Consider the following 25,189-nt stretch of genomic DNA (forward strand, 5'->3'; position numbering starts at 1 on the left):
CTTGCGCTGCTTGGAGCACCGCCAACCGAAACGCCCGCGCCGGCTGACCCTGTGTCAGCGTTCGCGGACGCGCCGACACTCGTCCCACCTGCGCTCGCTGACGCACCAACGCTTACGCCTCCTGTGCCCGCTGACGCGCCAACACTTGCGCCGCCCGCACCGCCGACACTTGCCCCCACCCCCGCGGAAACACCTTGCGATCCGGCGCTCACTCCAGCGCCAACGCCAATGCCGCCGACCTTGCCACCGACATCAAGGGCCGCCGCCGGTCCGGTAGCGACTGCGATCATCATGGCGACTGCCACGTATTTGCCCATTTCGGGACCCTCCTGCGGCATGCGTTCGTGCTATCCCAATTGTGTTCCTGGCGATGGTCATTGAGGCGGGAGCGGCAGCAAGGCGTCGGGGAGCCTAATCGTCGTATCCGCCAGATCCCGTTTCGGTGATCTTGCCATCTTCGCTTTGCTTTTGCCCTGCAAGCCTGTTTGACGGACAAGTTTGCCATCCTGGCCGGCAAGGGAAACTGCGGTCGAACGAGTGCTGAGTGCGCGCTCTATTTGCGCCGTGCGGCGCGCACCTTGCGCGTTGACCAGGTCGATCGCCTTTCGCGCAGCGGTAAGGGCAACGGACATGTCGGTCAGTTTTTGACGCGCTTGCTCCAATGCTGCGCTCAAGTCGGCGGATGCTTGCTTTGCCGCGTCTCTTTCCCGACGGGCGCCGTCGAGATCGCTTGCGGCCGAAACCGCGCGGGCACGTTCCAGGTCCAATGCTTCGTTGGCATGCTTTGCGGCAGCGACCGCCAGCTGGAGGTCGGTGGCTCGCTCGGCCACGGCCAAATCTGCGCGTTTCTTTTCGGCGTCGGCGGCCTGGCGGGCCATGGCGAGTTCTTGCTCGGATTGCTCGACCTTATGCCGCTCATCGGCGAGCGATTGGTTCGCCTCGGCCAGGGACGCTTCCATGGCGCTGCGTGCTTCGTTCGAGGAAACGGCTTGTGCTTTCAGGCCTTCGATGACGCGCTGCGCCGCCTCCAGATCGAGTTTGAGGGCTTCGTTGCTCTGGTTCGCCTCATTCAGGGCTTTTGCTTGCTCCGCGGAAGTGCCGGCCAACACCTTTGCCTGCGCGCTCGCCGTACGCTCGGCGTGCTGGCTTAGGTCCAACTGAGCCTTTGTCGACGCCAGTTCGCCCCGTGCCGCAACGATCTGCTGCTGCATTTCGGCGCCATTGTCTGCGGGAGATATCGCCGCCAGGAGGAGGATGCATCCCGGAACGGCGCTCCACCTCCAGTGGCGCATGCTGAAGCGAACCCATGCCGGGCGCGTGTCGAACTCCTCGTAAGATCCATGTGTGAGTGTCACTGGCCACGGTCCTCTGTTTGCTAGGCATTCCTCGCGGTGCTCAAGAAACACGCCATAGTGACTGCGCGTGCGTGGATTAAGATTTTTCCCTGTAGCAGTTTGCCTCAAGTTGAAGTGAATCAACAACCGTGAAAAAATTGCCTTGTTTAGAATTGTTCCGACCGTTTATACCAGATACGTCTTCCGACGTACGTAGCATCATCCAAATGGACTATGTCGAGCGTGGCCGTTCCGATGTGGAACTTGTCGACGGCCGTTGACCAGCGTCGGACGGTCAAAGCGATATCATGCTCTCTTTCATACCCTGGTCGCCTCGCATGCCCGGCCTGGCCGATTGCGCCGGCGCGCAAACCAACCGGAGCTTACTGACGAGCGGCCGTTGCGCCGCCGTTTCAGCCGTCTAAGTCGCCTTCGGAGAGCCATGCCGCATTATCCCGACGCCATGCCCGGATCGAGAACCCTGTTCGAGCGCGCCAGGACGGTGATGCCGGGCGGCAATACGCGCACCACGGTCGCAACATTCCCGGTCGCTAACCGATGCGTTCTGACAAGCCTGAAGGTCTAAGATGCGAGCCTTCGCGTTAACCATCAATTAACTATCCGGTCGCCTTCAATAGAGTTCTGGAGGATACTGAGTCTGGCCGAGAGCGATGGTCTCGCGACGCCGGAATTAGAAAAGAAGCGGCGGTATCGCCGCCATCTGCCGGGGAGGCGCCCAGCATCTTTTGATGAGGAGCGCCGAATGAATATCGAGGAAGCAGTCACTGCGGCGACGGCGGCGTCGGGAGCGCTTCTCTCCTGTCTTGGCCAGCCGGTCGTGGCCTATCACATCACAGCCATCATGCGCGAAACCGACAGGAGTCATGCACGGCAGATGCAGCTCGCTCTGCTGCGCCGAAGCATCGAGGCGCTTGTCGACGACGGCCTCGAAGGCACCGAGGCCGAGCGCTTCGCATCGCAGTTCAACGGTTGCGTCGGCTCGGCCTGGGACCAGCTGCATCCGGCCGGCGACACGTCGCACTGATCTTTGGACGGTGGCCCTCCATCGCCGGCCATATGTAACAACTCCGAGATGAGGTAGAATGCCGCTTACGTCTGGGCTGGCGTTCATCGAACGGGGGCATGCAATGCAGGCGATACCGATAGCGCATCCGGCAGAGCAACCTGCCGCCGCCTTGGGCGGCTATCCCACCGCCGTCTTGTGCTGGCTGCTGTCGGCCGGGGTCTATATCGCGGCCAAATGGGTCGCGCCGGAAATGCCACCCTGGGGGTTGTGCTTCTGGCGGCTCCTGCTGGCCTGCGCCATCCTGTTGCCGATCGTGCACCGCCATCACGGCGCGATGCTGGCGCTTCTCAAATCCCGGCCGCTTGAGATCGTCGCCGTCGGCGCCATCGGCCTGACGCTTTGCCAGGGCATGATCTACCGTGGCCTGAACGACACCGACGCGACCACGGCCGGCATCATCATGGCGATGTCGCCGATCATGACCATGGTGCTGGCGCGCCTCGTGCTGGGCGAACCGCTCGGCCTCTGGAAGGCGCTCGGCGCGGTTGCCGCGCTTGCCGGCATGCTGGTGATCGTCGCGCATGGCAATATCGACGCGCTGGTGCGGCTGCGCTTCAACATCGGCGAGTTGTGGATCGTCGGCAGCGCGTTTTGCTGGGCGCTCTACACGGTGCTCCTGCGTCGCTCCAAATTCGGCCTCGAGCTTCTGCCGCTGGTGGTCCTCCTGCTCGGTGCGGGCGCGTTGGTGGCGCTGCCGTTCCATCTCTGGGAAATAGTCAACGACGAACGCTCCGCCCTGAACGGCAACGGCATGCTCGCGCTCGCCTACCTGGCCGGCCCCGGCGGTGCGCTGATGTATTATCTCTACAACAAAAGCGTCGAGACGCTGGGCGCCAGCCGGGCAAGCATGCTGCTCTATCTGCAGACGCTGTTCGTCGCCATCCTCGCCTATCTGCTGCTCGGAGAGAGCCTGCATGATTACGACCTGATCGGCGCCGCCTTCATTGTGGGCGGGGTCGTGCTGGCGACCGTCATCAAGCCGAGGACACTTCCAGCTAAGGCGTGAAGGGAGCGTCGAAGCAGCTCGCTTAACATATGTGGATGTCCGCGCCGCCGGATCGATCTATCGCCTTGGTGGGGCGGAAAGAATCGACATGGACTGCTTCACCAGGCTCGAAGCGCTGATCGATGCCGGCGGCGCCGACGCGGCCGAGGAAGCGCGTACGCTGCTCCGGCACCTGGCCGCCGGCTCACGAGCCGCTTTCGACGCGGCCGACGAGTTCCTGATCGAGTTGATGACGCTGGCCTTCCTGGTCGAGGCCGGCCTGGAAGCCTTCCATAACCCTGCGCGGCGGCTCGCGCGCCTCAGGCTCTCCCGGCTGAAGCTGCTGCTGGCCTGACGCACCAAGCTTTCCTAAATTAGCCATTTTTGCTATTGGCTGCCCTTCGCAGCGGCGGCCTCGGCCGAAGGGGACCATGGCGATCGACAAGCGCGTGAACGCATGAACGGCTCTCAGCACAGGTTGGAGCTGCGCGTGCTTGGCGATTTTCAGGTGACGCGCGACGGCCAGCCGCTTGACCTTCCGCCGTCGCGCAAGACGCGGGCGCTGCTTGCTTACCTCGCCGTCACCGCCAGGCAGCACCAGCGCGAGCGGTTATGCGAGATATTCTGGGACATCCCCGACGACCCGCGCGGCGCCTTGCGCTGGAGCCTGTCCAAGATCCGCCAGGTGCTGGACGGCGACGAATCCTCCCTCATCGCCGATCGCAACGCCGTGACGCTCAAGCTCGACACTGACTATGCGCGACTGGCGCCGCTGGTGAAAGCCGATCTGTCGTCCCGCTCGACCGAGGAGCTCGAAGCCGTCCTTGCCTCGATCCGCGGCGGCTTTCTCGCCGACCTCTCGCTCGAACGATGCTTCGAGTACGAGTCCTGGCGGCAGGCGATCGCCAGCGAAGTGGAGATCGTCGAGCTCGGCATCCTGCGCGAGCTGGTCGAGCGTCTGGCCGGTGAGCCGCGGCGAGCGTTGCCGCTCGCACAGCGCTTGCGCCGCCTCGCGCCCGGCGAGGCCGGCCTCGCCGCCGAGACAGAGGCGCTGGAGGACAAGGTCCGCTCGGCCGCCGCCCAAGCAACCGGCCGCGCGCCGCAACCTGGTTCCCACACGCCACCACAGGCGCCGCCGAAACCCGGCGCGTCAGCGCAGGATCCCGGCCGCGCCGTGCAATTCTGCCGTGCACTCGACGGCACCAGGCTCGCTTATGCCAGCACCGGCAGCGGCCCGGCGATCCTGCGCGCCGCGCACTGGATGTCGCATCTCACCTTTGACTGGGACAGCCCGATCTGGCGGCACTGGATGCGCGAACTGTCGCGCCACAACCGGCTGGTGCGCTATGACGAGCGTTGCAACGGCCTTTCGCAGCGGCATGTCATCGACATTTCGTTCGAGACCATGGTGTCGGACCTCGAATGCGTGGTCAAGGCTACAGGGCTCGACCGCTTCACCTTGCTCGGTCTGTCGCAGAGCTGCGCGGTTTCGATCGCTTATGCCATACGCCACCCCGAGCGGGTCTCGGGCATGGTCCTTTATGGCGGCTACGTCAAAGGCTGGCGGGCGCGCGGCGACGCCGGCGAGATCGCGACGCGCGAGGCCGTGGCGACGCTGATGCGCGAGAACTGGGGCAAGCCGAACCCGATGTTTCGCCAGGCCTTCTGCTCCATGTTCATCCCCGGAGCCACGCACGAGCATTTCGCCTGGATGGACGAACTGATGCTGCGCACCGTCTCGCCCGACGATGCCTGGCGTCTTCAGAACTCCTTTTCGATGATCGACGTCAGCGACCTGCTCGAGAAGGTGCGGGTGCCGACGCTGGTGTTGCACGCGCGCGACGACAACGTCGCGCCGGTCGAATCCGGGCGCACCATGGCCGCGGGCATTCCGGGCGCCCGCTTCATCGAGCTCGACAGCCAGAACCACATCCTGCTTGAAGGCGAGCCCGCCTTTGAGGAGTTCATAGACCACGTCCGCGCCTTCATCGCCGAGACGGCGGGCGCCTAACTAGGGGCCGAGAACTCTTCAGCCCTTGGCGAGCGGCACGGTGAACACCGTGGCGGTGCCGGTGAGGCAAAGCTCGCCGGCTTCGTTGCGCACCGAGGTCTCCAGCTTGGTGATCGGTTTGTCGGCACGCACTTCCTTGACCTCGACGCGGCCGGTGATCAGTTCGCCGACGCCGACCGCCTTGACGAATTTCCACGACACTTCGAGGAACACCGAGCCGGGGCCGGGGAGGTCCTCCGCCACCACCGCGTTCAGGATGCCGGAGGTGACGCCGCCCTGCACGATGAGCTTGCCGAACACCGAGGCCTCGGCTAGCGCCTTGTCATAGTGCAGCGGGTTACGGTCGCCGGTCATCTCGGCGAAGGCGTCGATATCCTGCGGCTGCGTGCGCCGCGAGCGCTCGGCGAAAGCGCCCACCTGCGGACGCCCCTTGACGACGCCGACCCAGCCGTCCTGCATCAGATGCCCATCCTTCATCAACTGCAAAGTCATGGTCTTGCTCCTGTTCGGTTGTGTGAAAGGTCGGCCGGCGGCCTGTCCTGGTTGGCCGGCGCCCGATAGGTCGAGGGCTTCGAGGCGCGGCGGACGGGCATGGGTTGCCCGGCCAGCGCCTGCACCTCTGCCTTCAGCACGCCGCTGAAGCGGCGATGCCTTTCGCCGATATCGTCGAGCGTCCATTCGAAACCGGCGATCGCGTCGGTGGTATCCAGTATCTGGTTGGCGATCATGTCGCGCTGCCGCTGCCAGATCGCGAATGCCGCCTCCGAGCCGTCGAGGATGGCCCGCGCCAGAGTTTCGGCGTCGCGCAGCGCATCGGAAATGCCATGCGAGGTGATCGGATCGCGGAAGAAGCCGGCATCGCCCACCAGCGCCCAGCCGGGGCCGTGCGGCTGGCGGATATAGCCCGGCACGCCCCGGAACGCCTGTAGCCGCGCATCCTTCGGCGCCCGGGCCGCCTGTTCCGCCAGCGCCGGTGAAAGCGCTTCCAGCACATCCATGCGGGCACGCGCGTGGCCGAGGCGGAAGCGCTGGTCGAACAGGCTCGTCGGCACCGAGGCGACGATGCAGGCGAGGCCGTCATCGGTCGGGATGAACGAGCCGGCGATCCCGTCGCGGAAATACCAGTGGTAGCCGGCGCCGGGCTCGACCGGCGCATAGCCATAGACATGGGCGGCCGACACCGCGCCGCGCCGCAAGGGCTGGGCGTCGACGCATTTTGCCACCAGCGAGCCGATGCCGTCGGCGCCGACCACGATATCGGCGCCGACCCGCAGGGATGTGCGGCCGGCGGCGCGGATCTCGATGCCGCGCACCCGGCCACGGGTGTCGGCGAAGAGATCGCCGACCGCGACTTCGTGCAGGATCTCCGCGCCGGCCTTGCGCGCCGCATCGACCAGGATGCGGTCGAGCACGGTGCGCCGCGGCGCGATCAGGCCGGGAAGCTCCGAACCGGAGGCGAGGGGGATGGTGATCTCGTTGTCGCCGTAATGGAAGGTCGTCGTCTCGATCAGCGGCGTGCCGGCCCTGAGCAGCGGCTCGAGCAGGCCCCAGCGCCACAATTGCAGCACCGCCGGCCGCATCAGCGCATGCGTCGACAGCGTGTCGGAGCCATAGGGCTTGCGGTCGATCGCCAGCACCTTGAGGCCCGCGCGGGCAAGCAGCATCGCGGTCGCCGCACCCGCGCAGCGCGCGCCGACGATGATGGCGTCGTAATGGCTGCGCTTGGGCGCGGTCATGAGAGAGATCGGGTTGCTTGCCATGGTCGTGGTCCTCAGGCCGCCTTGCGGCCGTTGCAGTCGAGATGACGGGAGATTTCGGCGGCGATCGCCTCGGCATCCGCGCCGACGCCGCCGATGAAGTTGGAATCGCGCTTGCGCAGGAAGCGGAAACCGAGCGCGTAGAGGCCGGGCACGCTGGTGATGCCGCCCTGATGCGCAAGCTCGCCATCGGCGCCGAGCGCCAGCGGCTCCAGCCAGCCGAACGAGCGCGCATAGCCGGTCGCCCAGATGATGCTTCGGATCGAACCGTCCTTCAGCGAGAGCCGCTCGCTCGAGGCCGATGGCAGCGCCACCGGCTCGGGCCGGTAGGGTATCGCCCCACCCGCGAAGCGGTCGATCTGGTCGAGCAGGCGCGCCTGCTTCGCTTCGGCTGCCGCGATGTGCTGGCCGAGATCGCCTGCGAAGGCGATCTCGCGGTCGCCGACGCCGCGCACCCGCCCGGTGAGTTCCACGCCAAGCGCCTGCAGCGTGGCGAGATCGACATCGGCCCTGTCCGGCCGGCCGGCGAGTTGCAGCGAAGGCTGGCCCCGGGCGCCTTCCGGATTGGCCAGGTCTTCTGGTCGCTGCGCCATCAGGCCCATTGCGCAGAGCCAGAAGAAGATGTCCTGGCCGCGCCATGTTCTGGGCAGGCGCGTATGCTTGCCGACCGAAAGCACAACGCGCCGCCCTGCGCGGGCGAGCTCGTCGGCGATCTGCACGCCGGAGGATGACGCGCCGACGACCAGCACGCCGCCGCCCGGCAGCTCGCCGGGCGAGCGATAGTGCGAAGCGTGGATGCTGAGCGGTCCGCGAAGGGTCTCCGCCGAAAAAGGGATGAGCGGCCGGTCGCAATGTCCCGTCGCGACGACGACCGCGCGTGCCGACCAGTCGCCGGCGCAGGTGCGCAAGGCGAAGCCGTCGCCGGTTCGCTTGGCGCCGAGGACCTCGACATTGGTCTCGACTGGCGCATGCCATTGCCAGGCGTAGCGCTCCAGGCTTTCGACGAAAGCCCCTTTGCTCATGAAGCCGTCGGGATCGCCGCCTTTGTAAGGCGAGCCGGGGAGCGCATTCAGCCAGTTCGGCGTGAGCAGCCGAAGCGAGCGCCAGCTCTGCGAGCGCCAGCGCTCGCCGATGCGGCCGCGCTCCAGCACGGCATGGTCGATGCCGGCCTGGCCGAGGCAGTGGCTGAGCGCAAGGCCGGCCTGGCCGGCCCCGATGATGACGACGTCCGCGCGTCTCATGGATCAGTTCCGTCTGAGGGAAGAGGCGGTCCGGATTGGCCCCGGACCGCCTGCAGGCTTACTGGATGGTCTTGATGCCGACGGTGACCGGCACGCCCTTGGTCAGCACGTCGAAGACCGCCGAACGGGTGCGCGACTGCTCGACCAGCTGTTGGAGCTTTTCGGCCGGCGCGTCGCCTTCGATCTCGAACGACACATGAATGTTCTGGAAGCCGTTGCGGACCTCGTCGGAAATGCCGAGGATGCCGCGCAGGTCGATGTCGCCGTCGACCGAGCACTTCACCTTGGTGAGCTTGATGCCGCGCGCGGCGGCGATGTTGGCGACGCCCGCCATCAGGCAGCCCGCCAGCCCGTGCAGCAGCCACTCGACCGGGGTCGGCGCATTGTCGGCGCCGCACAGGATCGCCGGATGGTCGGCGTCGGCATAATGCGGCTTCTCGTGCTTCTGCTCGTTGCCGGCGCCGAAGAAGCCGTTCATGACGGTCTTGCTGTGCGTGCCCTCGATCCACTCATTGTGGGCGCGGAACTGGAACTTGGCGAGCTCCGGCTGCCCGGCGACGAAATTGATCGTCGCCATCAGGTTCGGCGTGTCGACCCCGTTGAGCGGAAGCCGTGCAGGTTTGGTGTTGGGTTGCATCTTCATCTCCAAAGGTTGTTTTGCGGCTTGGTTGCCGTGACGGCCTCTGTTTGCCGATGGAGCGTTTGAACGAGAGTGGTTGCGACCGTGGAATTTTTCATACGCACACCGTGGAAATTGGCGTTGGACGTATCGTTTGAAACGAGGTGACTCACCGCTTGAGCCGATGCGCCAGAACGCAAAAACCCCGGGCGTTGGAAGGGCGCCCGAGGCTTCTCGACGGCGTGGCCGCGATCGCTGTCGCCGGTCATCCGGCATTGCGGATGTCCGTCACGTCCGTGTGGAGGCGGCGGAGAGCATGGCGGTGTAGCGGTCGATTTCCGAACGTGCGATGCCCATGTCCTTGAGCAGAAAGTCCGGCATGGCCTGCAAGGCGGCTCGATCTCTGCGCATCCTCATCGCACGGTCGAAGAACCTGAACGCGCGGCCGGCAAAGCCAATCGGGCCGGAGCCCGCACGGCCGGTTTGAAAGGCGGTATGTTCCAAAGTCGTCATCGTCGTCTCCATCTGTTGCGGCGCGACCATTCGCGTCGTCGATGGAGGGCTTGTCGCTTATGACCGGGGGAGCCAGCGTTGGAGCGGGCGTCGAAATTGCCGTGGAATCGAGCTGCTCGGCCGTTTCCACGCCGATGTGGCAAGAGCGTCTGGCCGCCCGAAATACGGCTACGCGAATTGGCGCAAAGCGCCCCTACCGCTCCCTGAACGCCCGCGCGAAGGAGTCCATCATCGGCCGCACCAGATATTCGAAGAAGGTCCGGTCGCCGGTGCTGATGAAGGTGTCGACCGGGGCGCCGGGATAAAGCTGTTCTCTCTTCACGCCGGGCGGTAAGGCGTCAGCGATCTTCAGCCTGGCGCGGAAATAGGGCTCGTGCGTGGTTTCGTCGATCAGCCGGTCGGCGGAAATCTCGCTCACCGTGGCCGGCACCTCTGGCGTGAGCCGCGCGTTGAGCGCCGACAGCCTGAGCTTCGCCTTCTGGCCGACATGCACCTGGTCGATGTCCCGCGGCCTGAGCTTTGCGTCCACCACCAGGCCCGATGACGTGGGCAGGATCTCCATGATCTTCTCGCCGGGCGCGACCACGCTGCCTTGCGCGTTGTAGGTCGAGGACACGACGATGCCCGCCGCCGGCGCGGTGATCGTCGTGCGCTTCAGCACGGCTTCCGCCGCGCGCATCTGCTCCTCGATGTCGGCGAGGTTGGTGCGCACGTCGTCGAGCTTGGTCAGCGCCTCCTCGACGCGCTGCGTGGTGGCGCGCTCGGTCTGCGCCTCGGCCTCCGCGATCTGCGTGTTGGCGGAGGCAAGGTACGCCGCCAGCGCGCCGGCCTGGCCGACAAGGTCGGCCTCCGAGCGCAGCAGCTGCGAATATTCGCTGCGGTTGGTGAGGCCCTTGCTGAGAAGGTCGGTCTTGATGCCGAGCTCCTTCTTCACCACCTCGGCTTGCTGCTCGATCGCCGCCTTCTGCGCGTTCAGGCCCTTGACGGATTCGCGATGCATCGCGACGCGCTGCGCCAGGATCGACTGTTCCGAGCGGAAGCGGGAGAGCCTGGCGTCGAACTCCTTCTGCTGTTCGCGGATCAGGTTCTGGAAATCCTGCTGGAACGGCGCTGGCGCGGGCTCGGTCATCGGCGCCAGCCGGTCCAGCCCGTCGCGCTCGGCCTCCAGCCGCGCCGCGCTGGCCTTGAGCGCGATCCACTGGCGGGTCAGCCGGTTGAGATCGGCCTCCGGAGCGGTCCGGTCGAGCAGGATGAGCTCCTGGCCTTCGCGCACGCGGTCGCCTTCATGCACAAGCAACCTGCTGATGATGCCGCCCTCGCGATGCTGGATCAGGATGTTGCCGCCGGTCGCCGCGATCGTGCCTTGCGTGATCACCGCGCCCGCCAGCGGCGCGCTCGCTGCCCAGTAGCCGAAGCCGCCGACCAGGAGCGCGATTGCCGCGTAGCCGGCAAAGGCCGTGCGGCGGAAGTCGGTGCGCGGGCCGTCGTCGAAGGTGAGGCTTGGCGCGGACATCGTCTACGACCCGTGGCGGATGGTTTGCGAGGCGCGGATGGTCGGCACGAACGAGCCGGTTACCACCGTGTTCTGCCGCGCGCCTTTGCCCTTGTCGACAGTCGACTGTCGCAGCACCTCGGCGCTCGGCCCGAACGCCTCGATGATGCCGCCGCGCAGAACCATCACGCGGTCGCAGGCGGCGGCGATGGAGGGGCGATGCGTGATGACGATCGTGGTGACGCCCGCGGCGCGGGCGGCCGCCAGTACCGCTTCGAGCGCCGTTTCGCCGGCGCCGTCGAGATGCGTGCTCGGCTCGTCCAACACCAGGATGCGCGGATTGCCGTAGAAAGCGCGTGCCAGTCCGATCCGCTGCCGCTCACCGCCCGACAGCGTCCCGGCGACCATCGTCTGGTAGCCGTCGCGCAGCGAAAGGATCAGCTCATGCGCCTCGGCGCGTTTCGCCGCTTCGACGATCGCGGCATCGTCCGCGCCTGCGTCGAAGCGGGCGATATTCTCGCTGACCGAGCCGGGGAAAAGCTCCACCTCCTGCGCCAGATAGCCGATATGCCGGCCAAGCTGGTTCTCGTCCCAGGTCCTGAGCTCGGCGCCGTCGATCCTGACCGAGCCGCCGCTTGGCCGGGCCGCCCCGACAAGCAGCCGGGCCAGCGTCGATTTGCCGGCGCCGCTCGGGCCGACGATCGCCACCGCTTCGCCGGGCTGAACCGCGAAGCTCAGCCGCTTCAGGATCGGCTCGGCGCCGAACGTGGCATCCGGAGCGATGAAGAAAAGATCCTGCGCGGCAATCGCGCCGGTCGGATCGGGCAAGGTGAGTTTGCTTGCTTGTGCCGGCTGCCCCGCAAGCGCGACCTGCAGCCGCGACCAGGCGCGCCTGGCCTCGCCCATCTGCCGCCACGAGCCGATCAGCTGGTCGAGCGGCTGCAGCGCGCGCGAAGACACAAGCGAGGAGGCGAAGATCATGCCGGCCGTCATCTCGCCCTTCAGCACCAGCCAGGCGCCGGCGCCGAGGATCGCCAGTTGCAGCATCATGCGCAGCGCCCTGGAAGCGCCGCTGAAGACGGCGTTGGCGCTGGCCGAACGGTCATGCAGCACAAGTGCGGCCGCCACATGCCGTCCCCATGCGCGCGCGGCGTTTTCCACCATGCCCATGGCGCGCAGCGTCTCGGCGTTGCGGGCAAAGGCCTGCTCGGCCCGGCTGGCCAGAGCCGAGCGCTCCGCTGAAAGCGCATCATTCCTGCCGATGGCAAGCTGGTTGGCCATGACCAGCACGACCAGCAGCGCGGTGCCGCCGAGCGTCACCCAGAACAGCACCGGATGGATGAGGTAGAGCAGGCCGAGGAAGACCGGCGCGAAGGGCAGGTCGAACAGCACCGAGACACCGCGCGAACGGATGAAGGCGCAGATCGAGGCGAGGTCGGCGAGCGGCGACGGCGCGCTTCTGGCGTCGAGCGAGGCGGCGAAGACCGTCGCACCCAACCTGTCGTTGACCATGGCCGCGACGCGCTGCGTGTAGACGGCGCGGATGGCGTCGAGGAAGCCGAGGAAGCCGAGCGCCGCGGCCGCGATGACCGACAGATAGACCAGCGTCTCGACGCTGGAGGAGGGCAGCACCCGGTCATAGACCTGCAGCAGGTAGAGCGGGATCACCAGCAGCAGCAGGTTGATCAGCAGCGAGAACAGGCCGACATCGCTGACTGCGCGCAGGAATACGCGGCGAAGGGAGACCGGCCGCAAGGCGGCCGGCGGGGTCGGAGCGCTCTCGCGCGACATCGCCCCCGCCGCCTAGGCTGTATGCTCGCCCGTGACGCTCAAATGGCTCTGCTGCAGCTCGTCCAGCGTGTAGGCGTGAATGTAGTCGATCTTCATCTGCGCCGGCGTGGCGAGATGGTCCGGCGGCGCGCCGGCCTGGCCGCCGATCGCGAGATCGACCAGCATGTACATCGGCTTGTTCATGTCGGATGGCGTCGCCGCCGCCGCGACCTGCACGCCGTCATAGGTCCAGACCAGCTTGTCCGGCGTCCACAACAGGCCATAGGTGTGGAAGCCGGCGGTATCCATGACGTTCACCGTGGAGCCGACCGTCGTGTGCTGGCCCGTCTGATTGGTGTGCGCCGTCATCAGCAGCGAATTCGGCTTCTGGCCATACATCTCCATCACGTCGAGTTCCGGCGGCCACGATCCGTCTTCCGGCAGCAGCCAGAAGGCCGGCCAGGCGCCGGCGTTTTCCGGCAGGTCGGCGCGCATTTCGAAATAGCCATAGGTCTGCGAGAACGAGTCATGCGTGGTCAGGAGGCCGGAGGTGTATTCGTAATTGTTGATCAGGGGCTTGATGTCGGCCGATGCCTGCGCCGCGGTGATGGTGAGCACGCCATTGTCGATGCTGAACGGATGCACCGAGCTGGTCGGCGCGTAATTGGCGTCGATATACCATTGCAGCTCGTTGTTCCGGACCAGTGTGCTGCCGTTCGCCGCGCCCCACCAGAAGTTGGTGTCCCAGGTGCCGCCCTGGCTGTTGTTAAGGTTCAGCGTGTTGAACTCGTCGCTGAAGGACAGCGTCATTCCGGACTTGTCGATCGGCAGCTGGAACTGGCTGGGCTGGAACTTGTCGATGGTCGTGTTCTTGAATTCGAGGATCTCGCCCGATCCGAGGTTCAGCACAACATTAGGCCCCGCCTGGATCATGCTGTCGTGGATAGCGGCGAACGAAGTGAACCCGTAGCCATCGAGCCGCACGGCGTCGTTCGAGGCGAAATTGAGGATCGAGTCGCTGCCATTGCCCTTGGCGATGATGAAAATATCGGCGCCGCCGCCGCCGTCGATCAGCACATCGTTGCCCGCCCCTCCGTCGATCGTCTGGCCGCCCCCCGTGGCGGTGATGATGTTGTCCAGCGCATTGCCGAAGGCATAGTTGTGAGCGTTGGTGACGACCAGGTTCTCGACATTGTTCGGCAGCGTGTAGCTCATCCATGTGTTGATGGTGTCGACGCCCTGGCCGGCGTTCTCGACCACCTTGTTGCCCGCCGAATAGAGGTAATAGATGTCGTCGCCTTGGCCGCCATACATGGTGACGTTGACGCCGCCGGAGGCCCAGATTGAGTCGTTGCCGCTGCTGCCGTTGAATGTCGGTCCGGACGTTGCCGAAAACCAATGATTGGAGGCGCCGCTGTAATAAAGAGGAACGCCTATCGCGTTGACGACGAAGCCCATCGGACACTCCTTCCTCGGTGGCGGCTGATTTCAGGCCAACCTGCAAAGCCGGCCTATGGTTCCAAGAAATCGCGTCACAGTACAGATAAAAAATTACCGTTCATCGATTAATGATTAGAAATGATTATGATAAGGTGCCTCTAATGCAATTTAAGCGCGATAATTACACCTAGAATTACTCAATTTTACTCAATATTGCGAGGCTCATGCTGAAATATTGGGCAAGATGCTGCTCGTGGCCACAATTGACGTGCGCGGCCGCGCGCGCGATGAACGAGGGCTGAGTCGCCAAGCGCGACGGTGGACATTCGAGCCGGAATGCTATCTCCATTTCCGCTGCTGGGGAGAATGTGATGCGCGTTGAATTTCACGGACTGCAGTTCGAGCTTTCGCAAGGATGGGAAGACATAACCGGCGACTTGGAACGCAGGTGGCCGCCGACATTGGCCGGCCCCCTGGTTGGCGGGGTGCTTCAATTCTCGGTTGCCCGGTATAAGAGCGGCAAGCTGCCCAACGTCACCATCGGTGATTTGCGCCGGATGCTCCTCGGGTATTGTACAAATCTGGCCCGCAAGTTCCATGAGCCGGTTGAGAAGGCTGGACGCATCAACGCAGTTGAGCGCGTGTCCAACGACGGAGAAGAGTTGCTTGCGGTGTGGCATCTGTCGAACGGACGCGACGTCGTTCTCGCCACCTACATCGGAGCGAGTCCGAGGAATCCGCAAACCGGAAATGAGCTGAGCCAGGCTCGGCAGCTGGTGGAGTCGATCGAGTTTTGATCCTTCGGAATTGAATCGTCCGCTGGCGCCTCGCCCATGGCATAGACTTCTGAACGCCGCCGTCAGTCCGCTGGCGACGGCCTCGTCGAGGCAAAAAATCTGACAGCCTCTGTCGGGTCGGCTGGGGGCCGCCCGTCCTTGGGGCATCGATCAACTAGGGAAGGATATCGAGACATGCCGAGCACCATCCACCTGCACCGCGTCCTGGCGACCAAGCCGGAGAAGGTCTACCGCGCATTCGTCGAAGCCGATGCACTGGCCAAGTGGCTGCCGCCGAACGGCTTTACCTGCACGGTGCATGAGTTCGAGGGCAAGGTCGGCGGCGCCTACAAGATGTCCTTCCGCAACTTCACCACCGGCGGCAGCCATTCCTTCGGCGGCGAATTCGTCGAGCTCGTCCCGGGCGAGCGCCTGCGCTACACCGACCGCTTCGACGATCCCAATTTGCCGGGCCAGATCGAGGTGACGGTGACCTTGAAGAAAGTGTCGGTCGGCACCGAGATCAACATCACCCAGGCCGGCATCCCGGACGCCATCCCCGCCGAGGCCTGCTATCTCGGCTGGCAGGAATCGCTGCGCAACCTGGCCAAGCTCGTCGAGCCGGAGATCAATCAATAGCACCGGGCAAACAGGCGCGGCCGCCGCAATCTTCCGGTCTGGAATTGCGTCAAGCCGAAAAAACGTGGCGGCCGGTTTCCCGGCCGCCGCGTTCCCCAAGGTAAGCAAAATTTCACCAAGCGCTGATAAAAGCCGCTGCCATGGATCGCAACAAGAACAACGACCTGTTTGTCCTGATGGCCGCGCTTGCCTCCATCGCGATCTACAACATTGCCTGCGGCATCAAGACAGGCGAGGTCCGGGGCAGGTTGCATTGGGTCGCGCTCTCGGATGATCCGACACGATTCTGGAACATCGTGGTCGGCAATTCGATCGTCCTGGTGGGCTCGATAGCCTTCCTATGCGTTCTGTGGGTGCTCAATTCCCGCAAGCCCGGATGAGCTGAGGCGGCGTCGCGGCCGCCCTCACAGCGCCCTTGTGATGCCCCCATCCACGCGGATGTTCTGGCCGGTGATGTAGGCCGCCCCATCCGAGGCGAGGAACGAGATCGTCGCGGCGATCTCTTCCGAGGTGCCGTAGCGCTTCATCGGCACAGCATGGCGGCGCTCCTCGGTCGCCGGCAGGCTGTCGATCCAGCCGGGCAGCACATTGTTCATGCGGATGTTGTCGGCGGCATAGGTGTCGGCGAAGATCTTGGTGTAGGCGGCAAGCCCGGCGCGCGCCACGGCCGAGGTCGGGAACATCGCGCTCGGCTCGAACGCCCAGGCGGTCGAGATGTTGATGATGACGCCGGATTTCTGTTTCTGCATCACCGGCGTCACCAGCCGGGTCGGGCGCACGGCGTTGAGGAAATAGGTGTCGATGCCCTTGTGCCAGTCCTCGTCGCTGATCTCGATGATCTGCGCGCGCGGTCCATGGCCGGCGCTGTTGACCAGCACGTCGATGCGGCCCCAGCGCGCAATCGCGCCGTCGGTCAGGCGCTTCAGGTCCTCGTTCGACTGGTTGGAACCGGTGACGCCGAAGCCGCCGAGCTCCTTGCCCAGCGCCTCGCCCTTGCCGGAGGAGGAGAGCACGCCGACCTTGAAGCCGTCCGCCGCCAGGCGCTTCGCCGCCGCGGCCCCCATGCCACTGCCGCCCGCCGTCACCAGAGCCACTTTTTCGCCTGCCATGTCGCTGTCCATCCTTGGGTGCTTAGGTTGAAAGCGAACCTGTTAGCATGCGCAGGGCAGGGGAATGAACCAGATTGGATTGCGCCAGCGAGGGTGGTGATTGGCGAAAGCCGCGGAGCTGCCAATCTCCCCCCTTGCGGGGGAGATGGTCGGCAGACCAGAGGGGGGTGCTGTCCCGCCGACGTATCAGCGGCTATCCTTGCCTCCAACTACCAAGAGGTTCGCATCCAACGAGTGTCAGCGCCGCGTTCTGTCACACCCCCCTCTGTCCTGCCGGACATCTCCCCCGCAAGGGGGGAGATTGGCAGCTCGCGCGCCGGCTCAAACCCTGAACACGCTCATCAGGATCCTCGAAACCCTCGCGCAGCGCTCCGGCTTTACATCGCCCGGCTTGAGCGGCACGCCCTTTCCCGGCGCCACCGCCGGCTCGTACCAGCCGCGCAGCGCCTGGTCGGCGGCGCAATAGCCCCAGTTCACCAAATCGACGGTCTCTTCGCTGCCTAGGAAATGCAGCGATGTGCCAATATCGGCCGGCGCGGTCGCGGCGGTCTGCACGAAATTCGGCCCGGTCGCGTCCGGCTTGCTGGCGATCGACCAGAAGACGCCGCGCGTCGCCGCATAGTCGGGCCGTGCCGCGTCTTTGGGCAGGCCGCTATCGTCGGCGTCCTTGGCCGCCTGGAAGCGCGCCACAAGATCCCGTCGCCGCAGTGACCGCACCTGGTTGTCGGTGGTGTCGGCGACGCGTTTCAACTGCGAGAACCAGTTCCAGTAGCCCGCCTTCGAAGCCTGCCACGGCGCGCCGGCATCGCTCACCAGCAGCCAGCGGCAGCGCTTCAGCGCCGGCTCGATGCCGTGATTGTCGTAGACGCCGCCATCGGTGAGCACGGCGCGGGAAGGCGGCACCGGCGCGCCGACCGAAGGGTCGAGCTTGTCGTTCTTCCACGCGAAGGGCGTGAGGTCGAGCCGGAGCGGCGACAGGAAAGGCGGGAAGGCCGAGGAGGCGGCCACCGCGGTCGCGACCGGCAGGTCGGCCTGGTAGGCGACGCCGATGCGGTAATCGGCGATGTAGCGCCGCGACAGCCGAAACAGCGAGCCTGTGCCGAGATTGCTGGAGCAGAAAACGAACCAGGGTTTTTCCGGCAGGCCCCTCAGCATCGGCCTGGAGCCGTCGAACAAATTCCGCTCGTAGCAGGCGGCGACTTCTCGCGCGGCGCTCGAAAACGGGTTGAGCAGGCCCTTGAAGATCGACGGCGCGTCGAGGAAGACCTGCGAGAACTCCAATATCCTGTCGAGATAGATATCGAAATTGGTGGCGACGCCGCCCGCGAAGACGAAGCGTGGCCAAAGCACCGCGAGCAGCCCAGCCGCGATCGAGCCGCCCGAAACCGAGCTCACCATATCGAGTTTTTCGAGCAGCCCGGCCTCGTTCAGGCGGCAGAGCGCGCCGGCGTGAAACAGCATGGCGCGATAGCCGCCGCCCGAGAGGCAGAGGCCGAGATCGTAGCGCTCGGCCTTGTTGTCCGTGCCGGCTGGCGATGCCTCTGCATCCGGCGCTGCCGTCCCGCTGGCCATGATGACTCCGATCGTTCGGCTTCCAGCGCACAATCCAGCCCAGCGCGGGCGTTCTGGCAAGCTGCGGAATCGCGGAATTTCGAAGCGTGGGAAAGCTGTCTGCGAAGCTGACGGAGAGGGGCCCCTCGTAAGGCGCTCTCCATTTCCGTCTCGGCCGCTTTCGCGGGGGCGATGAAAGCCCTCTACAGCTCCTTCTCCGCCAGTTCCCTGAACCCGTCCGGCACCGAGCGCGGGCCTTCCAGCGCCACCGTGCCGTAGCCGACGGCTTGCCTGCCGAAGCGCTGGCGGATCTTGTCGATGGCGCGGTCGGCGCCGAAGCGGGCGAGGCCCTTGCGGCTGCCGGGCTTGCGCTTCTCATCCATCAGGCCGAGCGGCAGTTCGAGCTGCAGCTCGGCATGCTCCTCCAGATGCGAGACGGAGATGGCGAGCAGCGATATGTCCCTCTCGCCGGGATGGGCGGCCAGCACGCCGCGCACCAGCTCCTCGGCGATCTCGGCCAGCATTACCGTCGCCTGGATCGGCTGCTCCAGCGTCACCGAGCGGGTGACGGCGCGCAGATCGGCGAAGCGCACCCGCACCGTCACCGTGCGGCCGGGCCGGTCCTTGGCCCGCAGGCGGCTCGCCACGCGGTCGGCCAGATGCAAGAGCGTCGGCACGAAGACGCGCGGCACCGCCGGCTTCCTGCCCAGCGCCGATTGCGCGCCGGCCGAAATCGCGCGCCGATGCGTCTCGAGTTTGCGCGGGTCGCGGTTCCAGGCGAGTGCGGCAAGCTTCTGGCCGGCGGCATGGCCGATCAGCCGCTCCAGCGCGCCGCTATGGGTGCGCGCCAATTGCCCGATGGTCTCGACGCCGATCTCGGCGAGCCGCGCCTTCGTCGCCGGGCCGACGCCCCACATCAGCGTGACGGGCAGGTCGTGCAGGAAGGAAAGCTCGGTGCCGGGCTCGACCACCACCAGCCCGTCGGGCTTCGCCACCTGCGAGGCGATCTTGGCGAGGTGCTTTGTCCGCGCCACGCCGATCGAGATCGGCAGGCCGAGCTCGGCCTTCACCCGCTCGCGGATTCTTCGCGCGATCTCTTGCGGCGGACCGAACAGATGCGTGCAGCCGGCGACGTCGGCAAAAGCCTCGTCGATCGAGATGCGCTCGACCACCGGCGTGAAATCGTCGAGCACCTTGATCGCGGCGTCGCCGAGGCGCTGGTACTCGGAAAAATGACCGCCGACGAAGATGAGCTGGGGGCAGAGCTCGCGCGCCTTGCGGCCGGGCATGCCGCCGCGCACGCCGAACACCTTGGCTTCATAGGAGGCCGCCAGCACCACGCCGCCGCCGACGGCGATCGGCTTGCCGCGCAATGATGGATCGAGCAGCTGCTCGACGGACGCGTAGAAGGCGTCGAGATCGGCAGCAGGATGGTGGCGGCCGCAGCGTTGTTCGTGGCGGCCATCGCGCGCTCCCATGGCCATTTGTGTGGCATTGCAGCATTAGCTGCGTCTTTTGTAAGGGGAATTAGTAGAACATAAAGAGAACAAAAGTAGCTTTCTGTCAAGCCGCCACGCTTGAGCGTGCAAGTTTCCACAACCTGAAGCTACAGCTGCGGATGGAGCGCAGCTTGCACGATCACCCGCGCGCGGACTTGACAGGAACGCCCCTACGGCGCGCGTTTCCCGCATTGAGCGCTCCCGGCGCTCGAAGATTTTTTTGGCGCCTTATCGGAAGTTAATGCGGAACCTGGTCGCCGGTGCTTTTCTGTTTTTGCGCTGGCACGGCGGTGGTTGAGAGGCCATCCCCATCAGCACATGCCGAACCTGCTCCACCGCTGGCCAAGTGCCACGGCGGCGCAACATCGGCGAGGGGAGGAATCTTTGGGCGGGAATAATCGACAACCACCAGGAGGAAACCATGCTTGATCAAGCCGTCAAAGCCTATTCGCGTCCGCCGGTCATTGCCGCTCGCCGCGGGTCTCCGGCGCTTCGCCAATGCTGCGACAGCTACATCTGTCCGGTCTGCACGCAGGTCGTCGAACTGACGGATTATCGCCAGGTGCTTTGGCACCAGCAGCCCGGCCATCAGCCGATGGACTTCGAGGCCTGAATTCTACGTTGAATTGAAGGAGCAACAGTTGGCGCGGCCTGTCAAAAGGTGAAGCCGTCAGTCGGCGATGTCTTCTCTCCTTTCGCCGATTTCGCTAGCCGGGAACGGCAGCCGAAACCGAATGTTCCGGCCTTCGGGCGACGGTCCGAGGCCTTGTTCAGACTGAAGTCTCATGCGCCAAACGCAGAGGCCCGAGGCGCCGATTTTTGAGCAACAACAGCGGCATCAATGCATTTGACTGGCAAGCCGCCGGACAAAGTCCCTTCATCGGCGGTCTACCAAGGAGTGCCCATCATTCCTGCGATGTGATGGGCACTCCTTTCCCTCTGGAATCCGACTTGGAGTTGCTGCCGTGCAACCCGGCAACATGATCGCGAACCTTTTTGCCGCGCTGCTCCTGGCGCTGTTGATCGGCGGCGTCTTCCTGCTCTTCGGCAGGCCGCTCTGGCCGCAACGCCATGCTCAGATGATAGTCCTTCCAATCGACACCATGGCCACGGCATCGGTGCGCAGGGCCTGTATCGAGCCATGCCTGCCGGCCCGCTTCGATCTCAAGCTCGCGCCGGCAAGGCCGCAAGGATGAGGCCGGCGCGGGAACCAGTCCGCGCGTCACGCCGTTGACTGAGCGAAGGGATGGCGCCAGCGGAGGCCGCCGTGGATAATTTCGAACTCATCGATCTTCTATGCGTCATCGACGCATGCGCGAGCGACCGTTCGGCCGGGCGCGTGGTGCCGATGTCGAGGGCCGTCGAGGAACTGCGCGTGCTGACCGGCGATTTCGTCTCGTCGGACGAGGATGCGGCCAATGCCTTGACGCAGGTCGCGCTCGAGCGCGGCTGCTCGGTTCTTTTCGACGAGCGGCCGGGCGCCGACATTATCACCTAATTCGGCGGCGCGGCTGCTGGGGCGACGGTTCCCGCCAGGGAGATCGGTCGTCGCGGCCCCTGTGAGCCGCTGCCGCTTTCCGCCTCACTTCGCCAGGGTGATCATCCGGCCCGCATACATCTCCCGGTTCCCCAGTTCGGCCGTGCAGTCCGACTTCACCGCGGAGTTTCCCGTCATCGCGACGGTGTCGCCCACCAGCCGCAGGCAGCTGCCCTGGGCGCTCATGTCCGAATTTCCGGTATAGGTGATGGCAGCGTCGGGCGCGTAGATGAAGCCGCTCACCAGCGAGCCGGATCCGCCGTTCAGCGTCAGCGCCTGTGTGTTGCCGTGCGCCTGGTAGATGGTGATGCCTCGATAGGGGCCGCTGGTGGGTGGCGAGAGGTTCACCTGCTCGTTGGCGTTGATGTAGAGCTGCGAGTTTTCCATCAGGAAGATCGTCACGCCCTGGCCGCTCAGGGTGCCGTTGCCGCCAGGCTTTATGGTGACGTTGCGCATGATGTAGGTGCCCGGATTGAGGGTGATCTTTCCATTCAGGGTCTTGTCGCAATAGGTGCCCGGCGAGAGCGTTATCGTCTTGCCGTTGGGCACCGGCAGGCAGAGCGTGTAGGCGGGCGGAACGACATCGGCCAGCGGATCGAACGAGGCATACTGCTTCTCATGCGGGGTGCCGCAGGAAAGCGTGGCGCTGGGCGGCGTCAATCCTTGGGTGGCGCCGACCGTCGAGACACAGGCCGCGCTGACGATAGCCGAGCCGCCGCGGTTGACGGAATCGGCCGCGTCCGAATTGGCCGCGATCACGCAGCCGGTCATCGCCACATTGGTCGAGCCCTGCAGGTTGACCGCGTTGCCGGCATGCTGGTTGAGCGCCAGCACGCAGGCCTGCGCGCCGGGCTTGATCTTGACCGAGGCGGTGCGAGTCGCCTGCCAGGCCGGCATGGCGCCGATGAAGGCCGGCCGGCTGATGCTCGACGACGCCGAAATGAAATAGGCGCTTGGATCGCCGCTGGCGGCGGCCTGGAAGGCAGCGAGGCTGCCCGACAGCTCTTGCGCGTCGGCCGCGCTCATATTGGCCGCGAAGAAGGTCTGGCCCAGTTGCTGCACGTCGCCCGCCGACATGGTTGGCTGGTACTTCGTGCCGATCGCAAGGCCGGCGGCGTCCAGGGAATTCTGCAGCTGGGCGGCGTCGTCGCTGGTGCCGATCAGGTCGACGGAAGCTGCCACGCCAAGCATCAGCGGCACCATGGCAACCGCGGTCGCGACCGCGAAGTTGCCGCGCTTCGAAACCCAAAACTGTCCAAGCATGGTGCCCGCCCTCGTCGTATTTCACCGAGTGTTATGCGTGCCGTCTCTACGGGCGATTTCCAAAAAAGATAAAATGCAGAAAGTGCTAAAATATTAGGTTTTACTGACGCTTACACCTTAAGTCCTAAATCTGTTGGGCCTTAAGTCTGAGTGCGCGCGGCGCAAGATGGGGGCGGAGGCCCGCTGCGGTCCTACAGATGCAAGTCGAGCGAAATAATTAGGCATTCGTTCATAAGGCAATGATGACGTGACCGCCGGGATACCGTGGGTGCGCTCGGCCATGGCCTTTTCAGGTCCATTCTTCAGCAATTTTTTTTCTCGGCTGACCCTTCGGCGCTTTTGCGAAGGCAAGGGCGGCAATGTCGCGACCATCTTCGCGTTCACCCTGCCGGTCGTCGTCGGCGGCGCGGGGCTGGGTGTCGAGACGTCCTACTGGTACTATTCGAGCCTGAAGCTGCAGGCGATCGCGGACGCGGCCGCCTATGCGGGCGCGCTGGAAAAGATCCAGGGGTCCGACACGGCCGCCATCACCGCCGCCGCCACGACGTCGGCCGCCTCGAACGGGCTGGGCGGCGGCACCATCGTCGTCAACACACCGCCCACCTCGGGACCAAACACGGCCAACAAGGCGGTGGAGGTCATCCTCAGCCAGAACCTCGACCGGATGTTCACCTCCATCTTCACCCAGACAAAGGTGCCGCAACAGGCGAGGGCGGTCGCGCTGATCACCGACGCTTCAAAGGCCTGCGTGCTGGCGCTCAACCCCTCCGCCTCGTCGGCGGCGCTGTTTTCCGGCAGCACGAGCGTCAAGCTCACCGGCTGTTCGGTCATGGCGGATTCGATCGCCAGTGACTCCATCAAGGTGCAGGGCTCGGCTGGGTTGCAGACCGATTGCCTGATTACCGCCGGCGGCGTTTCGCTGAGCAATCCGGTGACCATGGTTTGCAAGTCGCCTATGACCCAGGCCCTGCCGGCGTCCGACCCCTTCTCCAACGTGCCGGCGCCCGCCGCGTCCAACCCGTGCAAGAACGTCAACGGCAACAAGGCAGCGCAGACGCTGCAGCCCGGCACCTATTGCAGCGGCATGAGTCTCAACGGCGTTGTCACGCTTTCTCCCGGGGTCTATGTCGTTCAGGGCAATATGAAGATCAACGCCAACGCCGTCGTTGTGGGCGCCGGGGTCACCATCTTCATGTCCGGCAGCAACACGGTCAGCATGAACGGCAACGCAACCGTGACGATGAGCGCGCCGACTTCAGGCACTTATTCCGGCGTGCTGTTTTACGGCGACAGGACGGGCACCGCGGCGCAAAGCACCTTCAACGGCACCGCGACCTCGCTGTTGACCGGCGCGATCTATTTTCCCAGGCAGCAGGTCAATTATCTCGGCAACTTCTCAGGTGTGAACGGCTGCACGCAGGTCGTCGCCGATACCATCCAGTGGTCGGGCAACTCGACCATCAACCAGGACTGCTCGAGCCTCGGGATGAAGGACATCCCGGCCGCCCAGGCGGTTGCGGTCGTCGAGTGAGATCCCTGATCCATCGATTGGTCCGGGCCATTCGCGATGAAACAGGCATCGCCGCGGTGGAGCTTGCCATGGTGCTGCCGGTCCTGTGCGCGGCATTGCTTGGCACCCTCGACGGCTGGTCCTATGTCACCAGCTCGATGTCGATGCGCGCCGGCGTGAAGACGGCCGCCAACCTCGTGATGGCCGGATCCTCCGACGACACGGCGATCCAGGCCGCGGCGCTGGCGAGCTGGGAAAACAAGCCTTCCGATGCCCAGGTCGTTATCACCCGCATCTATCAGTGCGGAACGACCGTCGTCGATGCCTCAACCCTGTGCAGCGGCCCGAAAGCGCCGTCTGTCTATGTCCAGATCCAGGCGACCGGCACCTGGACCCCGCCCTTCACCTTCGGCCCTTTCCCGGATATCACCACGCTCGGTCATTTGCAGGTGGTCCGTGTTCGCTAGGGCAGTTCCAGGAAAAGCGCTGAGCGGCTGGACCCGGCGGCCCCGGGCATTTGCCGGCAACGTGTCCGGCGGAAGCGGCATTGAATTCGCCCTGATCGCGCCCGTCCTGATCATGCTCTTGTTCGGAATCTTCGCTTTTGGCTGGTCAATGAACACCACCTCCAGCGTGCGCTATGCGCTGGAGGCCTCGGCGCGCTCGCTGCAGCTCAACAACACGCTGACGCAGGCCGACATCCAGGCGGTCGCCACGCAGAAGCTGAAGGCGCTCGGCCTGAAGAATGTGAACGTCACCATCAACACCGATCCGGTGAGCGGCGGCTTCCGCATGGCCCATGTCAACGCCAGCTACGCCTTCGTCATCAACTTCCCCTATTTCAGCGATTATCCAATCAGCTACACGACGTCCGTGACCGTGCCGCTGGTCGGCGGCTAGAACGGCACGCGCAAACCAGAGATAGAACCGTCGCTGCGGGCGGTAGCTGCATACGTGCCGTCCCATCCGCTGCGGCCGGTCGGCACGTCATCTTAGCAACCTCTAAAGTCGCAAGCTTGACGCCAGCAAGAAATGCTAGGGGTTTGCCGTCGTCCT

26 protein-coding genes are annotated in these 25,189 nt (G+C 65.0%); 13 read left to right on the forward strand and 13 right to left on the reverse strand.

Annotated features, from left to right (window positions below; all coding sequences use genetic code 11):
* Window positions 1–374: 374 nt before the first annotated feature.
* Entirely contained in the window at window positions 375–1,211 is an 837-nt protein-coding gene (locus CK230_RS30485) for a hypothetical protein (RefSeq protein WP_141246158.1), read from the reverse strand.
* Window positions 1,212–2,097: 886 nt separating this feature from the next.
* On the opposite strand from CK230_RS30485, the gene CK230_RS30490 reads away from it, so the two are divergent.
* The 4 genes from CK230_RS30490 (at window position 2,098) to CK230_RS33910 (ending at window position 5,417) form a co-directional block, all read left to right on the forward strand.
* Window positions 2,098–2,379 carry a hypothetical protein gene (locus tag CK230_RS30490; protein WP_095820488.1) on the forward strand — a complete coding sequence of 94 codons (282 nt, stop codon included), beginning with the start codon at window positions 2,098–2,100 and terminating at the stop codon, window positions 2,377–2,379.
* A 103-nt stretch (window positions 2,380–2,482) separates the two neighbouring features.
* Entirely contained in the window at window positions 2,483–3,427 is a 945-nt protein-coding gene (locus CK230_RS30495; protein WP_095820489.1) for an EamA family transporter, read from the forward strand.
* Between the two features lie 88 nt (window positions 3,428–3,515).
* Complete coding sequence (locus CK230_RS30500) at window positions 3,516–3,761, forward strand: hypothetical protein (protein WP_095820490.1); 246 nt, start codon at window positions 3,516–3,518, stop codon at window positions 3,759–3,761.
* 102 nt (window positions 3,762–3,863) lie between these two features.
* Window positions 3,864–5,417: an alpha/beta hydrolase gene (locus CK230_RS33910; protein WP_245430114.1), complete on the forward strand. Its 1,554-nt coding sequence runs from the start codon at window positions 3,864–3,866 to the stop codon at window positions 5,415–5,417.
* Between the two features lie 18 nt (window positions 5,418–5,435).
* Here CK230_RS33910 and CK230_RS30510 read toward each other — a convergent pair whose 3' ends face one another.
* The 8 genes from CK230_RS30510 to CK230_RS30545 all read right to left on the reverse strand — a co-directional run bounded on the left by CK230_RS30510 (window position 5,436) and on the right by CK230_RS30545 (window position 14,267).
* Entirely contained in the window at window positions 5,436–5,909 is a 474-nt protein-coding gene (locus tag CK230_RS30510) for a MaoC family dehydratase (protein WP_245430115.1), read from the reverse strand.
* Window positions 5,906–7,177 (reverse strand): NAD(P)/FAD-dependent oxidoreductase, encoded by a 1,272-nt coding sequence (locus tag CK230_RS30515; RefSeq protein WP_095820491.1) that lies wholly within the window; start codon window positions 7,175–7,177, stop codon window positions 5,906–5,908. The genes CK230_RS30510 and CK230_RS30515 overlap by 4 nt, the downstream gene beginning before the upstream one ends.
* An 11-nt stretch (window positions 7,178–7,188) precedes the next feature.
* Window positions 7,189–8,415 (reverse strand): NAD(P)/FAD-dependent oxidoreductase, encoded by a 1,227-nt coding sequence (locus tag CK230_RS30520; RefSeq protein WP_095820492.1) that lies wholly within the window; start codon window positions 8,413–8,415, stop codon window positions 7,189–7,191.
* A gap of 58 nt (window positions 8,416–8,473) precedes the next feature.
* Window positions 8,474–9,052 (reverse strand): OsmC family protein, encoded by a 579-nt coding sequence (locus tag CK230_RS30525; RefSeq protein ID WP_245430116.1) that lies wholly within the window; start codon window positions 9,050–9,052, stop codon window positions 8,474–8,476.
* Between the two features lie 270 nt (window positions 9,053–9,322).
* Window positions 9,323–9,577, reverse strand: a complete 255-nt coding sequence (locus CK230_RS30530) for a DUF1127 domain-containing protein (RefSeq protein ID WP_095820494.1) — start codon at window positions 9,575–9,577, stop codon at window positions 9,323–9,325.
* A 163-nt stretch (window positions 9,578–9,740) separates the two neighbouring features.
* Entirely contained in the window at window positions 9,741–11,060 is a 1,320-nt protein-coding gene (locus tag CK230_RS30535) for an HlyD family type I secretion periplasmic adaptor subunit (protein ID WP_095820495.1), read from the reverse strand.
* A gap of 3 nt (window positions 11,061–11,063) precedes the next feature.
* Complete coding sequence (locus CK230_RS30540; protein ID WP_095820496.1) at window positions 11,064–12,830, reverse strand: type I secretion system permease/ATPase; 1,767 nt, start codon at window positions 12,828–12,830, stop codon at window positions 11,064–11,066.
* A gap of 12 nt (window positions 12,831–12,842) precedes the next feature.
* Window positions 12,843–14,267: a family 16 glycosylhydrolase gene (locus CK230_RS30545; RefSeq protein ID WP_095820497.1), complete on the reverse strand. Its 1,425-nt coding sequence runs from the start codon at window positions 14,265–14,267 to the stop codon at window positions 12,843–12,845.
* 353 nt (window positions 14,268–14,620) lie between these two features.
* Between CK230_RS30545 and CK230_RS30550 the strand changes: the two genes are divergently transcribed.
* The 3 genes from CK230_RS30550 to CK230_RS30560 all read left to right on the forward strand — a co-directional run bounded on the left by CK230_RS30550 (window position 14,621) and on the right by CK230_RS30560 (window position 16,044).
* Window positions 14,621–15,046, forward strand: a complete 426-nt coding sequence (locus CK230_RS30550) for a hypothetical protein (RefSeq protein WP_095820498.1) — start codon at window positions 14,621–14,623, stop codon at window positions 15,044–15,046.
* A gap of 174 nt (window positions 15,047–15,220) precedes the next feature.
* Window positions 15,221–15,664, forward strand: coding sequence for an SRPBCC family protein (locus CK230_RS30555; protein ID WP_095820499.1), 444 nt, complete (start codon window positions 15,221–15,223; stop codon window positions 15,662–15,664).
* Window positions 15,665–15,804: 140 nt separating this feature from the next.
* On the forward strand, window positions 15,805–16,044 hold the full coding sequence (locus CK230_RS30560; protein ID WP_095820500.1) for a hypothetical protein: 240 nt from the start codon (window positions 15,805–15,807) through the stop codon (window positions 16,042–16,044).
* A 24-nt stretch (window positions 16,045–16,068) separates the two neighbouring features.
* Here CK230_RS30560 and CK230_RS30565 read toward each other — a convergent pair whose 3' ends face one another.
* The 3 genes from CK230_RS30565 to dinB form a co-directional block, all read right to left on the reverse strand.
* A complete protein-coding gene (locus CK230_RS30565; protein ID WP_095820543.1) occupies window positions 16,069–16,773 on the reverse strand; it encodes an SDR family oxidoreductase in 705 nt (234 codons plus the stop codon).
* A 321-nt stretch (window positions 16,774–17,094) separates the two neighbouring features.
* A complete protein-coding gene (locus CK230_RS30570) occupies window positions 17,095–18,345 on the reverse strand; it encodes a patatin-like phospholipase family protein (RefSeq protein WP_095820501.1) in 1,251 nt (416 codons plus the stop codon).
* Window positions 18,346–18,527: 182 nt separating this feature from the next.
* Window positions 18,528–19,808, reverse strand: a complete 1,281-nt coding sequence (dinB, locus tag CK230_RS30575) for a DNA polymerase IV (protein ID WP_245430117.1) — start codon at window positions 19,806–19,808, stop codon at window positions 18,528–18,530.
* Window positions 19,809–20,244: 436 nt separating this feature from the next.
* Between dinB and CK230_RS30580 the strand changes: the two genes are divergently transcribed.
* From CK230_RS30580 to CK230_RS30590, 3 genes are all read left to right on the forward strand, one after another.
* Window positions 20,245–20,436: a hypothetical protein gene (locus tag CK230_RS30580; protein WP_095820502.1), complete on the forward strand. Its 192-nt coding sequence runs from the start codon at window positions 20,245–20,247 to the stop codon at window positions 20,434–20,436.
* Between the two features lie 352 nt (window positions 20,437–20,788).
* On the forward strand, window positions 20,789–21,019 hold the full coding sequence (locus CK230_RS30585) for a polymerase (RefSeq protein ID WP_095820503.1): 231 nt from the start codon (window positions 20,789–20,791) through the stop codon (window positions 21,017–21,019).
* A 71-nt stretch (window positions 21,020–21,090) separates the two neighbouring features.
* Window positions 21,091–21,321, forward strand: coding sequence for a hypothetical protein (locus tag CK230_RS30590; protein WP_095820545.1), 231 nt, complete (start codon window positions 21,091–21,093; stop codon window positions 21,319–21,321).
* 84 nt (window positions 21,322–21,405) lie between these two features.
* Here the strand turns inward: CK230_RS30590 and CK230_RS30595 are convergent, their stop codons facing one another.
* The gene (locus CK230_RS30595) at window positions 21,406–22,623 is read right to left on the reverse strand and encodes a pilus assembly protein TadG-related protein (protein WP_095820504.1); all 1,218 of its coding nucleotides are present in this window, start codon (window positions 22,621–22,623) and stop codon (window positions 21,406–21,408) included.
* 247 nt (window positions 22,624–22,870) lie between these two features.
* On the opposite strand from CK230_RS30595, the gene CK230_RS30600 reads away from it, so the two are divergent.
* Genes CK230_RS30600 through CK230_RS34060 form a run of 3 tightly spaced genes read left to right on the forward strand, consistent with a single transcriptional unit; the run spans window position 22,871 to window position 25,033 of the window.
* Window positions 22,871–24,154 carry a pilus assembly protein TadG-related protein gene (locus tag CK230_RS30600; protein ID WP_245430118.1) on the forward strand — a complete coding sequence of 428 codons (1,284 nt, stop codon included), beginning with the start codon at window positions 22,871–22,873 and terminating at the stop codon, window positions 24,152–24,154.
* Between the two features lie 17 nt (window positions 24,155–24,171).
* Window positions 24,172–24,600 (forward strand): TadE/TadG family type IV pilus assembly protein, encoded by a 429-nt coding sequence (locus tag CK230_RS30605; protein ID WP_245430119.1) that lies wholly within the window; start codon window positions 24,172–24,174, stop codon window positions 24,598–24,600.
* Window positions 24,497–25,033, forward strand: coding sequence for a TadE/TadG family type IV pilus assembly protein (locus CK230_RS34060; RefSeq protein ID WP_095820506.1), 537 nt, complete (start codon window positions 24,497–24,499; stop codon window positions 25,031–25,033). The genes CK230_RS30605 and CK230_RS34060 overlap by 104 nt, the downstream gene beginning before the upstream one ends.
* The last annotated feature ends 156 nt before the right edge of the window (window positions 25,034–25,189 follow it).

The sequence above is a fragment of the Mesorhizobium sp. WSM3859 genome (genome assembly GCF_002295065.1).
Taxonomy (GTDB): domain Bacteria; phylum Pseudomonadota; class Alphaproteobacteria; order Rhizobiales; family Rhizobiaceae; genus Mesorhizobium.